We start from the raw sequence: 14125 nt of genomic DNA on the forward strand, positions 1-14125 counted from the left end.
AAAGAAACGCATCTCAGATTTTGGATTTATGGGTTCTGCTACCGTCCTTTCGAATGATTCCATTCCTAAAGTTCTCTCCGATATTGTTGCCAATGAAACAAACCATGCCCTTTGGTTGAATACACTTTCCCTTTTAGAACATTTGGGTTCGAGAAAAATCCTTCTCACTCAATCCAGCGAAGAAACATCGGAGATGATTTTAAAACATGCCACAGAGGAAGCAAGGCATGCCCTCTTCTTTAAAAAAGCAGCTCGCACTATCAAACCCAGCTTCCATTTGGGATACCAAAACTCCGCACTCGTTCGAGGAACTGCGGCAAGAATTTATTTCGCAAAACTAGATACCCTTGTCCGTCGCAGTTTACGCAAAATTTTCCCTGACCCAAAACAGTTTACCTACCTTGCTTATTTGTACACCACTACGGTGATTGAAAAACGGGCCATGGTCGTCTATGCAGCGTACGACGACATTTTGGACAAAACCGGTTCTCCTATCCGCCTAACCAATCTGATTTTAGAAGAGGAAGGCCACCTTTCGGATATGAGTTCCGAAATGTTCCGCCTTGACCCAGGGGCAAAGGAAAGGTTGGCGAATTTAGAGGCCGAAGAAGCTAAGATTTTCGCCCGTTTTTGGCTCCAAATCCGTGAATTCTCACTGAATTAAAAAAGGCTTGCGGAAAAAATCCAAGCCTGGTTTTCTTCAACCATCTTCATGCGACATAATACTATTATTGGATCTTTGAGAAAATGGGATTAGAAGTCTTTTTATTACCTTTTTTGGCCAGTGTTGCCGTGACGATTGGGCTACGTCGTTTGGACAAGTCCAACACCAAACTGTCCCAACTCAAACGTTATGCGTCTAAACTGACGGACGAAATCCAAGGTGTTGCTCTCCAAAAGATCCAATTGGTGAAAGATGCCGGCATTGACCTAGACATCACCGTCAAACAATCCCGTAAAGTTGCCGAAGACATCCAACATTTGAGTTCTGAGTCCCGTGACCTATTCGAAAAAATCCGTGCGAGTAAAGACTATCTCTCTTCTTTATCGGGTGAGATGGAACAAATCCAAGATTTGAGTAACCAAGTCCGCCGGGAAAAACAATACATGGAAGAAGGACTCTCCCAGATCAATACCCACAAACGAGAGTTACGCGAAGTTTCTGAAGACATGGAATCCCTCCATAACGAATCCATATCTATGTTGGATACGTTTCAAAACAAACTGAATCTCCGAAGTGATGAAATTTTACAATCTGTTGCTCATAAGATGGTTGAACTCGAAAGCCTACTCGAAACCAAATCGGACTTTCTTGATAATTCTTTATCCAAAATTGCAGAGACCGCCCGAGAAAAACTTTTATCGCATGCCGATGTGATGGTAGGCGAGACAGCTGGTCGCCTAGACCACGCTCGTAAAGAAATGGATCTACTACTCGAATCCATGAAATATGCACAAGGCGATTTGGATGTTCGCCTAACAAAATTCGAAGACACATCCTCCCTTCTTTCTGACAAAGTAGATAAGTTTGACGAAAGGTTAGAAGAAAAATACCAACGTGCTTCTGGGAAACTAGAAGAGAAAGTAAATCTTCTGGATAAAAAAATCCAAGAACGTTTTGATTCCATCTTTGACCAAGTCACTCATACCAAAGATTCTTTTATGAAAGGTCTCAGTCAGGAAACAGATGCCATAAAACGAGAAATTGAAGATTTGTCTTTGGAAACACTTTCCAAACGAGACGACATCATCAATGAAACAAGAAGGCAGGCGGATGGAATCAACCAAACCATCATTCAATTCCAAGAAAAATATTTGGAAGCGGAAAACAAACTCCTTCGCCAAGCGGACATCCGCAAACAAGAACTCATTCGCGAAATTGAAGCCTTCTCTGAAGAATTCCACCGCATCTCGGAAGATCTAAAAGAAGAAGCAAGTTCCCTGAAAAAAAGTGCACTCCAAGAATTAAAAGACTTCGATCGCGAGTTGGATTCTGTTCGCTCCAATCAAGAAACAGTCATTAAAACATCCCTTTTTGAACTAAGAAAAGAACTCGAAGAAAGAATGAACTCTGATTTCCAACTCCAAAAAACGGAGATGGAATCCGATTTAGAAACCGTACAATCGCAAGTCAAAAACTTAAGCGAATCCATTACTGCACAAACGAAAGATGTAGATGAATATGTGGAGGAGTTGAAATCAGCCCTCCGTGAATCGGCGCATGAAATCTTGGAAACAGCCGAAGAAAAGGCCAAAGAATCGGAAGAAATTGTAACAGAAAAGATTCGTATCGCTAGCAGTCATCTGGAAGACTTTGTCAGCAAATGGGAAGACGAACTCGCAAAAATGCGGGGTGATCAAAATTATAGTATTGAAAGACTCCAAGACCGCTTAAAAGAAATCCATGTGGAAGGTGCGGATCTGCTTGGGGAATTCCAAAACCAATTTCAAAAAGCAAAATCCAATTTGGAAATGGTTGCTGAATCCAAAACTAAAGAAAGTATTTCTCGTTTGGAAGAAGAAGCGAAACTCGCGCGCAGCGAAGTGGATCGAATCCTCAAACACTTAGAGGAATCCGGAGAGTCTTTCTTTAATTTACAAGAAGAGAAGATGGACAGACTCAATGAAACCATTGATACCAAAATCTCTCACCAATTGACAAAACTTTTGGATAAAGGAAATATCCAACTTGGTCAACTCGAAGAAAAAATCACAAACCATCTAAGTACTGTTCGCCGCAACTTAGAAGAAAGTATCAAACGTTCCAAAGACGAATCCAAAAAGCAAATTGAAACTTACCAAAGAGATTACGAAAAATCTTTCAAAGAAATAGCAAAAGAAAGCCAAGACTTTTTAAAAGAAAGTTTAGATCGTTTCCAAGATTTAAAACACGAAATAAAGAACGGTTTACAAGACCTTAACGATACCAAAGAAGAAACTCTCTCTAGTTTCCAATCGGAAATGGAAACACTCAAAGATGAGATCGTCACACTTTCCAGTGAGCTAGAAACAGTAAAAGAACATTCTGACTTATTTGCTTCCGCCAAACAGATTGCAGACGAATCCAATCGGGCTGTGGAAGAAATCTCCGAGGCCCTTGGTGCCCTCGAAAAAAGTCGACCCGACCTTGACCTATACCAATCTGCCATTTCAGAATTTTCAGAACTTAGAAAAGAAATTGCAAGTGAACTAGAAACCTTAAAAGAAGCACAGTTCCAAACGGAAGACATCGACAAACAAGTGCAAATTCTTGCATCCAACTTAGTCCATGTTTCAGAAACTATGGAAGGTTTCGAGCAGAGCCTAACGGAGATTAGCTCCATAGAAACTCGTGTGACAAAACTCACTACCGAACAATCGAAAATCGAATCCTTTCTTTCTTCTTTACAAGAATCACAAGACTCGGTTTTCCATTTGGTCGAAAACTTGGAAACTCAGAAACACAATGCACGGGAACTGCAATCCCGCCTAGACATCCTCGACCGCGAAATCGAAGTGGTGGAAGCTCGGGAAAAAGAACTCACGGAAACCATCCGCCTAGCGGAAAACCGCACTTCCTTCCTTGTGGAACGGGAAGCACAGATTGATTCGGTGGAACGTAAATTTGACAAAATCGAAGAGCTGCTAGGTGATCTTTCTGACCGCCACCGCCAAATCCTCACCCTCCAGAAACGATTGGAAGATCTAAAAGAATCCTCACGCGAAACCAAGGACGATTTAGAATCACTCTTAGGTGAGGCAGACGAAACTTTCGAAAAACTCTCTGAATTCTTGGACATTGTCCAAGGGGCAATGCAAAACCCCACTCCGGCAGGAAAATCAGACCGGAAAGTTTCGGGAAATCCCCTTGTCGAGAGAAAAAGAGCTACCATCCAGAACCTCCACGACAACTACCAGTGGTCTTCTGAGGCAATCAGTGAAAAATTAAATATTGAAAAATCCCTCGTAGATAGCATCCTCGGAGTTAGAAAGAAATAAAACCGAGGTATCCATGTCCGAAGAACAAACAGAAACAACGTCGAAGGAATCCCTAATTGTCACTTCTAAAGTGAAAGCATATATCAAAAGTAAGGGATTTATGACTTCCGGCGATGCGATTGATGGAATCAACGAAGAAATCTACCGACTCATCGACAAAGCTTTGGAAAGAACCTCTGCCAACAAAAGAACAACGGTTCGGTCCACAGATTTCTAATCCGTGATTTACATTAAAAACAAATCAGAAATTGAAAAGATGAGAAAGGCGGGAAAATTTGCCGCCGAACTCCTCGTTTACTTAGAACCCTTCGTAAAAGCGGGGATTACCACCCTAGAACTCAACGATTTAGCAGAAGCCCATACCAAAAAGAACGGCCATAGGTCGGCTCCTCTGGGATACAAGGGATTTCCTAAATCCATCTGTTCTTCCATCAACCATGTGGTTTGCCATGGAATTCCGAAGAAAGAAGATGTCCTGGCCGATGGAGACATTGTGAATTTGGACGTATCCCCCATTGTGGATGGATACATTGGAGACACCTCCAGAACTTTTATCGTCGGGGGAAAATCCAGCCCGGAAGCCGAAAAATTGGTCGCCGATACGGAAAAAGCCATGTGGATCGGAATCGAACAGGTAAAACCAGGAAACCGTATCGATGATATCGGAAACGCCATCGATGATTTCCTAACTCCAATGGGTTATGGAATTGTGCGAGATCTCATGGGCCACGGCGTGGGGCGAAATTTCCACGAAGAACCACAAGTACCTCACTTTCGCTCTCCCCGCAAATTGGCAAAAATCGAAGCCGGAATGATTTTTACAGTCGAACCCATGGTCAACTTGGGAACTTGGGAAGTGAATTTTGATAGATCCGACAAATGGACCGTCCGTACCAAAGATGGAAAACTATCTGCCCAATTTGAACATACCATACTTGTCACAGACAAAGGGTATGAAATTCTAACAAAAGTTTGAACAAAAAGTTCTTGCTTTCGCATTCGTTCTGTCGTCTAATTCCAAGAGAGGATTTTTTATGAAACTAGCCATCACTCTATTTAGTCTTTTTGTCATCACGTCTGCGTCGTTTGCGATTTGCCCCGGCAAAGAAAAACGTTCCTGCCCTGGACATGACAAACTTGTCGAGTGCCCGAACGACGGAAAGTAATTCGTAATGAATAAAGCCATCCTCTTCGTTGATGACGAACAAATCATTCTGATGAGTCTGAAGTCTCAGCTCAAAAAACATTTTGGGAACGAGTATCGTTATGAGACCGCCCAAAATACGGAAGAAGCGTGGTCTATCATCGAAGAATTGTCAGTAGAAGGAATCGACATCCTAATCATCATTTCCGATTGGCTTATGCCAAACCAAAGGGGGGATGAGTTTCTTAGGGATGTCCACAAAACCTATCCAGGGATAAAGAAAATAATTATTTCTGGTCATATCGATGAACTCTCTCTCAATCAATTGAGAGGAGAAGTGGACCTGCATAGTTTTTTAAACAAACCTTGGTCTGAATCGGATTTAATCAAAAAATAGGAAACCTCCGCATGTCTCAATCAATCATTCAAAACACTATCGACGACTTGGACGCTTTGCGTTCTAAGTCCCCTCTCGTTCACAATATCACAAACTATGTAGTCATGAATAACACCGCCAATGCGCTCCTCGCCATTGGTGCCTCACCCATTATGGCTCATGCCATCGATGAAGTCGAAGAGATGGTTACTATCTGTTCGGCAACTGTTATAAACATCGGAACTCTTTCCGAACCTTGGATCCAAAGTATGGAAAAAGCGGCAACAAAAGCAGTCTCTATTGGGAAACCTTTGATACTAGATCCCGTAGGTGCGGGAGCGAGTAACTTGCGTAATATGGCGATCCGTCGTATCTTAGGTGCCGGTAGTCCCAGTATCATTCGAGGCAATGCCTCAGAAATTCTTTCTACACTCAACTCTTCTGGAAAAACCAAAGGTGTCGATGCAACAGATTCTTCTGATTCCGCAGTGGATTCAGGAAAGTCTCTTTCCAAAGTTACCGGAGGTGTGGTTGTAATCTCTGGTGCCACAGACTATATCTTAAGTGGAACAGACAAAGCCCAAGTGAGAAATGGGGATGCACTTATGACAAAGGTCACCGGACTTGGTTGCACTGCTTCTGCCATTTGTGGTGCCTTTGCTGCTGTACAAGCAAACCAATTTCGTGCAGCAACATCAGCGATGGCTGTGATGGGAATTGCCGGTGAAATGGCAAAAATCAAAACATCCTCTCCTGGCAGTTTCCAAGTAGCATTTATAGATGCTCTTTATGAAATCAATGCAGATACCATTAAACAAAGGTTAAATGGCGAATAAAAAAATTCGTGGGGTTTATTTGGTAACAGATAGACCCCTTTGCCGAATGCATAGTTTGGCAGAGGTAGTGCGGCTGGCAGCACTTGGGGGAGTAAACCTTGTCCAACTTCGAGAAAAAGAAACCGATAGTCGAGAATTTTTAGAACTTGCAAAACATTTAAAAGAAATCCTAAGACCCTTTTCCATTCCTCTTCTTATCAATGACCGCCTAGATATTTGTTTGGCGGCCGGAGCGAACGGTGTCCACCTGGGGCAATCAGACCTCCCTTGGCAAGACGCACGCCGGATTTTGGGAAAAGATGCCATCATCGGTCTCTCTTTAGAAACAAAAGAAGACTATCATTCTCTGATCAAAACAGATAGCCATCCCGGCTTAGATTATCTTGCTGTATCCCCTATATTTGAAACCAATACGAAAACCAATACTAAACCTGCTTGGGGACTAGAAGGCCTAAAATGGCTACGTACCCAAACAAAACTTCCCATTGTTGCGATTGGCGGGATTAAAGAATCCAATGCCAAAGATGTGCTGGACGCAGGCGCCGATTCCCTTGCGGTTGTAAGTGCGATTTGTTCTGCTAAGGATCCGAAACTGGCAACAGAAATTTTATCGGAAAAGTTTCATTAGCGATTCTTACTGTTATATTTGCGTTTAAAAGCACAAACTACACCTAACAATGTTGTGAATCTCTGTTTCATATTAAACATTCACGCAAACTGCAGAGTGCCATTAATTTCATCTCAGAATTTCCTTCAAAACATTAAAATTCTGATTTCCCTATTGTTTTAAGTTTCGGTTCCAAATTTCAAATCCAACCCTCTCGATTGGTGAATCTTTGAAATAAGAATCAAACTCTTCTTTGGTGAGAAATTCCTTTTCTGTAAATTGCGGATCTGTCCAAAAGGTCCTGGGCAAAAATTCAGGTTCTTTGGTTTCTACCCCGTTTCGTTTGGCGACATTGGCATTCCATGGACAAACTTCTTGGCAAAGATCACATCCGTACACCCAACCCTGACGATCCCATTGCAAAAAAGAATCTGTCGCTTCTGTTTCTTCCCGATCTTCAATGGTTAAGTAAGAGATACATTTTCTTGCATCCATTTTATACTCTTCGAGTGCGCCGGTAGGACAAACGTCCAAACATTTACGGCAACTACCACAATGGTCTGTAACAATTTCCTCGGGAACTGGACCACCTAACTCTAAATCAGTGAGAATAGTAGAAAGAAAAAAATAAGACCCCAGAGTCGGATGGATGAGATTGGTATTTTTTCCTTGCCAAACGATTCCAGACTCCCTTGTCAAAATTTTTTCTGCGACGGGCAAACTATCGATAGATTGACGGAATTTATTACCTGGAAACTCAGTGCGAAGAGTTTTTAAAATTCGATTGCCTTTATCTTTTAAAACAATATGATAATCAGAGCCTAACGCATAACGGGAAACTTTTGATTCCATTCTGGAAACCACTTCATCAGCCTGAGTGGAACGATACACAAATCCAAGACAAACCACAGATTTTGGAGCGAGGCCCAAATTTTCGAAACGATTCCGAATTCCCACAGCATGATCCTTCGCAAACCAAGTCATATTCCCAAACCGGTTTTCTCGAATCCACTGGTCCAAATGTTTTAGATCCGAATCGGGGATCTTTGCCTCGGCAAATCCCACAAAAGAAAAACCTTCGGCCTCGCAAATGGTTTTAATCTGAGAACGAATTTGATAGATTGGATTTGTCATGGGTGAAAATAAGAACGAACTATATCTTACTGAAATCCAATCTAAGTTGCCAAGCCATTTGTATGTCCACATCCCAAAACTGGTTTCCGTCTTCCCACAAATAGAAGCACTAGTCACCCTACCTCAAGGCATTCCGGATTTACTGCGAAAGGGAATTTACTTTGCACTACTCCAATCGGTAGTCAGACTTCTCGAGAGAAATACCGACCCCCTTCTACCCGAAATCCTTCCAGAATATAGTGAGCTCATTCGTTCGGTATCGGAAACCTATTCTTTTTTACATCCGGAAGCCGAGTCTAATTGGCTCGAGGAATGCATCCAATACGGAGACAAATCTGCCTACCATTGGGAGTGGAAACATTTTGATTCGAGAGAATTGTTCTAAACTACAAACGTTCTTGTTCTAAAGATTTTAAAAAATCTGGTGGGATGGGTTTTTTGGATTTGGCTCGGTAATCAAAGTAAACTTGCACAGTTTTTGCCAACACATAAAGAGTATTTGTTTTTTTATCGCGAATCTCATACGAAAATTCCCAAGAGGTAGTGCCAATGGACGAAACCCATGTATCTACAAAGATAGAAGCACCAGGAAGAACTGATGCTTTTAAATCCATTTCCACACGTGCAAGGACAAAAGGAATGTATTCAAGTTCGGTAACTGATAGATAACGATTGCAAAAATCTAATCTTGCTAATTCTAAATAGGACGAATAACTAGCGTTATTGACTCTTCGCATGGGGTCCATGTCATTAAATCGAATTTGGATCTCGGTTCGAATCATACTACTTTATACATCAGAATGAATCGAATTTTTACCGTCACTTCAATGTTTCTAATTTATACTGAATTTGCACAGAGCGTAACAATCTTCGTTGTTCGAAACTTCGACCAAAACTAGGGTTCAACAAAACTTTTTCTATTTTACCTTTGGGAATTCCTAAAGAAATCAAATAGCTTTCCACAGCTTGAATCCTTTCTTTTACCAATCGTCGATTGGTAGCCAAATTTCCCGAGGCATCTGCGGAACCAATTAAAGTTATGTATCCTATTTGGGATAGAATGAAAGGGCTCAAACACTCGCGTATGCGAATCATCGATTGGGATTCCAACAGAGAGGAACCCGGCCCAAAGAGTATCGAAAATTCCTTTACTGGAGATTCTATAACAGTTGTATTTTTTTCAGCGGCAAGGGCCTTTTCTTCGCGTACAAGAGGTACAGTGCTTTTAGTTTTTATACTTTTTCTCCAAAACCAAAGCAAAAGAACTCCAGTTCCGACTAACATTAGGGAAATCCAAAACATTTCTCATTAGACAGACCCAAGTTTAGAGAAATTTATTTCAAACGAGTAGACAAATTCTAAAATTCTTATTAGAATATCGCATTATGGTCAGTATGCGAAAAATCATCATCGTCTACTCAATGTTTATGGGCTTGGTGTTCGGGTGTAAACCCGCGAAACTTTCGAACCCATGTGATATAAAATCAAAAGATTTTTTTTACGGAACTCTAATCCGTTTTGTCACAGAAGATCGGTCGCCTTCTTGTTATCCATCCTTCGACTTTCAAAATCTTTGGGGAGTGTTTATGCCAACACCACCGTCAATCATTACGAGTGTCAACGCGATGACTAGTTATAACGACCAAATCATCATTGGTGGTAATTTCCAATTCGTAGGCCCTTCCACTGGGAATGTCGTTCATTTAGAAACAGCCACGGGGAAGGTACTACCCAATCGTTATTGTCCTTATTTGAAAGTTGTGGGAGGTACACAGACCGCCATTTCCGATGGGAGTGGTGGGTTCTATATTGGCGGTTCTTTTTTTTGGGTCCAAGGGGAAGAAAGATACGGCCTTGCCCATATCCTACCCGGTTGCCAATTGGATCGCAACTTTAATGTTCCAAAAGATACAAGCAGAGAAGTTAGAGCCTTATTACTTATGGGTGACTTCCTCTATGTGGGAGGATTGTTTCCAACCTGGAGTGATTCAAACCAAAAATTCTTAGTTCGACTCAATCGTTATACTGGTGCCATTGATAACTCTTTCAATGCAAACGTAGACCCAACTGCTTCGGGTGTATTTGATTTAGAAACGGATGGCCAAGCACTCTTTGTCTGTGGTGACTTTACGAGTATCGGTGGAGGTTCACAGCAAGGTATCGCCAAGTTATCTTTCCACTCAGGTTCCCTGTTTTCCTCTTTCAGTCCAATTATTTCTTCAGGTACTTGTCTTGATTTGTATTATGGAACGGATGCCAATGGAAGTCCGAACTTCTTTGTAGGTGGGGATTTTTCTGCGACTTACAACTTTGCGTTTTCCATTTTTCCCAATGGAACGTTGACAACATGGAATCCAGGTCCAAATGCTCAAGTCAATTCGATCCAACAGTATAATAATACAATTTATTTAGGGGGCCAGTTTAGTTTAGTTGGAGCTAGTGTCGCGACTGGTTTAGCTTCGGTTAACAATGGCACAGGTGGTATTATTACTGCAAATTATAATTTGAATGGCAATGTTGCTTCCCTCGCAGTATTCGGGGATACTCTATACTTAAGTGGAAGTTTTACTTCGGTCAAATCCGTTGGTAGAAATTATATGGCTGCACTCAGCTTACCCAGTGAGTCAGTAAATGCTTTTAATCCCAATTATGATGGCTCCATCTCTAATCCAGGCTCTGACTTTGTCCCCGCTGGAAATGGAGTGGTCCTTGTCACTTCCATGCGTTCTACGGTGAATGTTCTCCCGAGAAGTAATTTTGCAGTATTGGATGAAGTGACAGGGGCACCAATCGAAGGAACACCTTACTTTGATTTTGCGATCAAAGCCCTGCACCGTGTGGGGAATCGATTGTTTGTAGGTGGGTCGTTTACAAACGTGGCAGGTGTGTCAAGAAATAGGTTTGCCATTTTGGATTTGCCATCCTATCAAGTGAGTCCGATGAATACCATCTTATCAGGTACTCCAGACATTCGAACCATCACCAGTGATGAATCACAGCTTTATGTTGGTGGCGATAGTGTAACGAACGTAAATGGAAATACAAGAAATGGTGCTTTTGCTTTAAGTTTAAACGACCTTTCTGTTAGTGGATGGAATCCCAATCTCACCGGCAGCGGGGAGAGTTTTCTCGTTGTCAATGATTTGGTGTTTCTCGGCGGTTTGTATTCCGGAATTAACGGGGATGTTGTAACTACAAATTACCAAGCTGTGGACAAACTCACAGGAACCAAACGAAATATTCCTTCCACAACTAATTTTCCAAGTAGCGGTGTCTATGCGCAAGCGGTTGCAGGCTCAAGAATCTTTCTCGGTGGACAATTTACAACCATTGGCAGCATCGGAACTTTTAACAATATTGCAATTTATAACCTAACGAACCAATCTTATGAACAACCTAACCCAGTATATGGTGACGGTATTGTAAACCACATCGCAGCTTACCCAGATGGAAATGTCCTTATTGGAGGATCCTTCACTGGACTGAATGGAGCCATTGAAAACTATTCATTTGGAGTCTTCAATAGTAACACCAATACTGTATCACCATGGAATAGTGGGTTCAATGATGTTGTTTATACTTCCATGTATAAAAATGGAAAATACTATTTGGGAGGGGCATTCTCGAACGCACTGAGAAGAAGTAATGGTGGACTCGTTCGATCAAGTTTAAACGAATGATTGCAGAAATAAATTTCTTAGTAGAATGACCTAAAAATTTCCATTTCAAAAGCTAGACACAAATTCTAAGAATCAGACTTTGTTTCTATGGCTCGATTGTATTCTTTTTTTGGGATGATTATTTTTCTCACTCTTTCCACTTCTTTTTGCAAACCGACAAACCTAGACAACGCATGTGATGTTAAGTCTAAATCTTTTCTTTTAGGAACCATCATTCGGTATGTAACAGGAGATCACTCTCCTTCCTGCCTTCCCTCCTTTTCCTTCTTTGACCAATGGGGAGTGTATGGTCCTGTTGCCAGGGTCAATGCCATCACAACTCACCAAGGACAAATGATTATTGGAGGAGAATTTACGATGACAGGTGTCCCTACGGGAAGTGCTTCCTTTGTGGATTCCATTTCTGGAGCCGTTGTACCCAATCGTTTTTGTCCCCATTTAAAGGTGAAAGGCCTTACGAACGTTGCCATCTCAGACGGATCAGGTGGGCTTTATATCGGAGGCGATTTTACACATGTCCAAGGAATCAAACGAAGCCAGGTAGCCCATATTTTACCAGGATGCCAATTGGACCCAAATTTCATACCAGTCGAAGATCCAACAAGAAACATTGCAGCCTTATCTTTATTAGGTGATAATTTATACGTAGGAGGTATGTTCTCTGGCTGGGGATCTGGATCACAAATTAACATTGCTTCAATCAATCGATTTACAGGCCTTCTCAACCCTGGATTTCTCAGTCCGTCATACGATAATTCTATCTTTGATATCGTATCTGATGGCTCAACATTATACGTTGGAGGACATTTTCAAGACATCGGTGGAAACCCACGATATGGACTTGTTAAATTATCTCCAACAACAGGTGCCATTGATTCTTCTTTCACAGGACAAGCACCAGCCGGTGGGCAAGTAAATGATTTACATCTAGGAACCGATCATACCGGAACCCAAGTCCTCTATATAGTAGGACCTTTTGCTGGTAGAGCCATGTCCTTCTATTTAAATGGAACACAAACTTCCTGGGCCCCAAACCCAAACCTGGAAGTGTTCAAAGTCAATCAATATGAAAACACAGTGTACTTGGGAGGTGAATTCACTACGATCGGAGTCACACCTTCTAATTATCTTGTTGGCGTAGACAATCAATTAGGTGCCATCAAAGAAAATTCCTTTGCTCTCAACAGTTTTGTTAGGAACTTAAATGTAATCGGAAACAAAATTTATGTCCTTGGAGATTTTACAGAAACAAAAGGGCAAAAAAGGAACTATGCTGCTAGTTTCGACTTACCAAGCCAAAACTTAAATCAGTGGGACCCCAGCCTAAATTCATCTATTTACCATCCTGCAGGTGATATTGTTGCATCAGGATCTACAATTCTTATAGCAAGTAACCATACCGCAGTCAATATTAAACCTAGGAACAATTTTGCTGTATTTGATGAAGAAACAGGTTACCCTGTGGAAAACACACCAAACTTCGATTATTCGATCAAAGTTCTTCATATCAAAGATAACCATCTTTTTGTTGGAGGCTCCTTTGAGAATATCAACGGTATCCCTAGGGTTTCATTTGCCATTTTAGATTTACCTTCCTACCATCTTAATCCTACCAACATTGGTGTTTCTCCAGCAGGGACCGATATCAGAACCATTACAAGTAACGAAAACCAAATTTTCTTTAGCGGTTTTGGAATGACTTCTGTAGGAGGCCAATCTCGGAATGCTCTTGCTGCTATTGATTCTAAATCTTTTGGCCTCACTGCCTGGAATCCGGACTTAGGTGTAGGTGGAAGTGCTAGCACTTTACTTGTTGTTAATGATCTTATTTTTGTTGGCGGAATTTTTAATAGTCTTAATGGTGATGGCACCGTACTCAATTACCGTGCTGTAGACACGACGTCAGGTGTTATGCGCTCCATTCCATCCAATACAAACTATCCAAGTAACGGAGTCAATACACAGACCTATCTAGATGGTAAAATTTATTTGGGGGGAATATTTACCTCGATTGGAAGTTTAGGAACCTTCAACTACATTGCAGCATTCGATACCCAAACACAAACTTACATCACACCAAACAGTATTTATGCGGATGCAATGGTTTCCTCAATTACAGCCTCACCCGAGGCTAAGCTGATAGTTACTGGTTCCTTTAATAGCCTCAATGGTAACACCGCAAGTCAATATATGGGTGCATTTGATACAAAAAACAATACAGTTATGGATTGGTCTCCTAATCCAAGTGATGTAGGAAATGTGAGCTATTATAAAAATGGAAAATGGTACATTGGCGGTGATTTTATAAATGCATTCAACAAACCTTATGGTGCATTCTTTATCAGCGAACTAAACGAAAAAAAATAATGA

At 41.4% G+C, this 14125-nt stretch carries 14 protein-coding genes; 11 read left to right on the forward strand and 3 right to left on the reverse strand.

Going from position 1 to position 14125, the window contains the following annotated elements:
• The first annotated feature begins 28 nt into the window (after window positions 1–28).
• The 8 genes from LEP1GSC195_RS00890 (at window position 29) to thiE (ending at window position 6962) form a co-directional block, all read left to right on the forward strand.
• The gene (locus LEP1GSC195_RS00890; protein WP_015679544.1) at window positions 29–664 is read left to right on the forward strand and encodes a hypothetical protein; all 636 of its coding nucleotides are present in this window, start codon (window positions 29–31) and stop codon (window positions 662–664) included.
• 83 nt (window positions 665–747) lie between these two features.
• On the forward strand, window positions 748–3978 hold the full coding sequence (locus LEP1GSC195_RS00895; RefSeq protein WP_015679617.1) for a SpiroCoCo family coiled-coil protein: 3231 nt from the start codon (window positions 748–750) through the stop codon (window positions 3976–3978).
• A gap of 13 nt (window positions 3979–3991) precedes the next feature.
• Complete coding sequence (locus tag LEP1GSC195_RS00900; RefSeq protein WP_002978419.1) at window positions 3992–4195, forward strand: hypothetical protein; 204 nt, start codon at window positions 3992–3994, stop codon at window positions 4193–4195.
• Between the two features lie 3 nt (window positions 4196–4198).
• A complete protein-coding gene (map, locus tag LEP1GSC195_RS00905) occupies window positions 4199–4954 on the forward strand; it encodes a type I methionyl aminopeptidase (RefSeq protein WP_015679567.1) in 756 nt (251 codons plus the stop codon).
• 58 nt (window positions 4955–5012) lie between these two features.
• Window positions 5013–5144, forward strand: coding sequence for a hypothetical protein (locus LEP1GSC195_RS20145; protein WP_015679745.1), 132 nt, complete (start codon window positions 5013–5015; stop codon window positions 5142–5144).
• A gap of 6 nt (window positions 5145–5150) precedes the next feature.
• Window positions 5151–5519, forward strand: a complete 369-nt coding sequence (locus LEP1GSC195_RS00910) for a response regulator (protein ID WP_015679619.1) — start codon at window positions 5151–5153, stop codon at window positions 5517–5519.
• 11 nt (window positions 5520–5530) lie between these two features.
• Window positions 5531–6334, forward strand: coding sequence for a hydroxyethylthiazole kinase (gene thiM / locus LEP1GSC195_RS00915; RefSeq protein WP_015679558.1), 804 nt, complete (start codon window positions 5531–5533; stop codon window positions 6332–6334).
• Entirely contained in the window at window positions 6324–6962 is a 639-nt protein-coding gene (gene thiE, locus LEP1GSC195_RS00920; protein ID WP_015679574.1) for a thiamine phosphate synthase, read from the forward strand. Before thiM ends, thiE begins: the two co-directional genes overlap by 11 nt.
• 150 nt (window positions 6963–7112) lie before the next feature.
• Here the strand turns inward: thiE and queG are convergent, their stop codons facing one another.
• Window positions 7113–8075, reverse strand: coding sequence for a tRNA epoxyqueuosine(34) reductase QueG (gene queG, locus LEP1GSC195_RS00925; protein WP_015679526.1), 963 nt, complete (start codon window positions 8073–8075; stop codon window positions 7113–7115).
• On the opposite strand from queG, the gene LEP1GSC195_RS00930 reads away from it, so the two are divergent.
• Window positions 8074–8460, forward strand: a complete 387-nt coding sequence (locus LEP1GSC195_RS00930) for an LIC_11502 family protein (RefSeq protein ID WP_015679534.1) — start codon at window positions 8074–8076, stop codon at window positions 8458–8460. The two genes, queG and LEP1GSC195_RS00930, sit on opposite strands and share 2 nt — an antisense overlap.
• A 1-nt stretch (window position 8461) precedes the next feature.
• Here LEP1GSC195_RS00930 and LEP1GSC195_RS00935 read toward each other — a convergent pair whose 3' ends face one another.
• Window positions 8462–8857: an acyl-CoA thioesterase gene (locus LEP1GSC195_RS00935; protein WP_015679601.1), complete on the reverse strand. Its 396-nt coding sequence runs from the start codon at window positions 8855–8857 to the stop codon at window positions 8462–8464.
• Between the two features lie 37 nt (window positions 8858–8894).
• Window positions 8895–9377 carry an OmpA family protein gene (locus tag LEP1GSC195_RS00940; RefSeq protein WP_040506158.1) on the reverse strand — a complete coding sequence of 161 codons (483 nt, stop codon included), beginning with the start codon at window positions 9375–9377 and terminating at the stop codon, window positions 8895–8897.
• Between the two features lie 284 nt (window positions 9378–9661).
• On the opposite strand from LEP1GSC195_RS00940, the gene LEP1GSC195_RS00945 reads away from it, so the two are divergent.
• Complete coding sequence (locus tag LEP1GSC195_RS00945; protein ID WP_232227598.1) at window positions 9662–11755, forward strand: hypothetical protein; 2094 nt, start codon at window positions 9662–9664, stop codon at window positions 11753–11755.
• 87 nt (window positions 11756–11842) lie between these two features.
• Complete coding sequence (locus LEP1GSC195_RS00950; protein WP_015679700.1) at window positions 11843–14122, forward strand: Kelch repeat-containing protein; 2280 nt, start codon at window positions 11843–11845, stop codon at window positions 14120–14122.
• Window positions 14123–14125: the final 3 nt, after the last annotated feature.

Origin of the sequence: Leptospira wolbachii serovar Codice str. CDC (genome assembly GCF_000332515.2) — a bacterium.
Taxonomy (GTDB): Bacteria; Spirochaetota; Leptospiria; order Leptospirales; family Leptospiraceae; genus Leptospira_A; species Leptospira_A wolbachii.

Coding starts and splice junctions, on each gene's coding strand:
- LEP1GSC195_RS20145 (WP_015679745.1), top strand. CDS start 5,013: ATGAAACTAGCCATCACTCTATTTAGTCTTTTTGTCATCACGTCTGCG.
- LEP1GSC195_RS00945 (WP_232227598.1), top strand. CDS start 9,662: ATGCCAACACCACCGTCAATCATTACGAGTGTCAACGCGATGACTAGT.
- queG (WP_015679526.1), bottom strand. CDS start 8,075: ATGACAAATCCAATCTATCAAATTCGTTCTCAGATTAAAACCATTTGC.
- LEP1GSC195_RS00940 (WP_040506158.1), bottom strand. CDS start 9,377: ATGTTTTGGATTTCCCTAATGTTAGTCGGAACTGGAGTTCTTTTGCTT.
- LEP1GSC195_RS00930 (WP_015679534.1), top strand. CDS start 8,074: ATGGGTGAAAATAAGAACGAACTATATCTTACTGAAATCCAATCTAAG.
- LEP1GSC195_RS00900 (WP_002978419.1), top strand. CDS start 3,992: ATGTCCGAAGAACAAACAGAAACAACGTCGAAGGAATCCCTAATTGTC.
- LEP1GSC195_RS00935 (WP_015679601.1), bottom strand. CDS start 8,857: ATGATTCGAACCGAGATCCAAATTCGATTTAATGACATGGACCCCATG.
- LEP1GSC195_RS00890 (WP_015679544.1), top strand. CDS start 29: ATGGGTTCTGCTACCGTCCTTTCGAATGATTCCATTCCTAAAGTTCTC.
- LEP1GSC195_RS00950 (WP_015679700.1), top strand. CDS start 11,843: ATGGCTCGATTGTATTCTTTTTTTGGGATGATTATTTTTCTCACTCTT.
- LEP1GSC195_RS00910 (WP_015679619.1), top strand. CDS start 5,151: ATGAATAAAGCCATCCTCTTCGTTGATGACGAACAAATCATTCTGATG.
- LEP1GSC195_RS00895 (WP_015679617.1), top strand. CDS start 748: ATGGGATTAGAAGTCTTTTTATTACCTTTTTTGGCCAGTGTTGCCGTG.
- thiM (WP_015679558.1), top strand. CDS start 5,531: ATGTCTCAATCAATCATTCAAAACACTATCGACGACTTGGACGCTTTG.
- thiE (WP_015679574.1), top strand. CDS start 6,324: ATGGCGAATAAAAAAATTCGTGGGGTTTATTTGGTAACAGATAGACCC.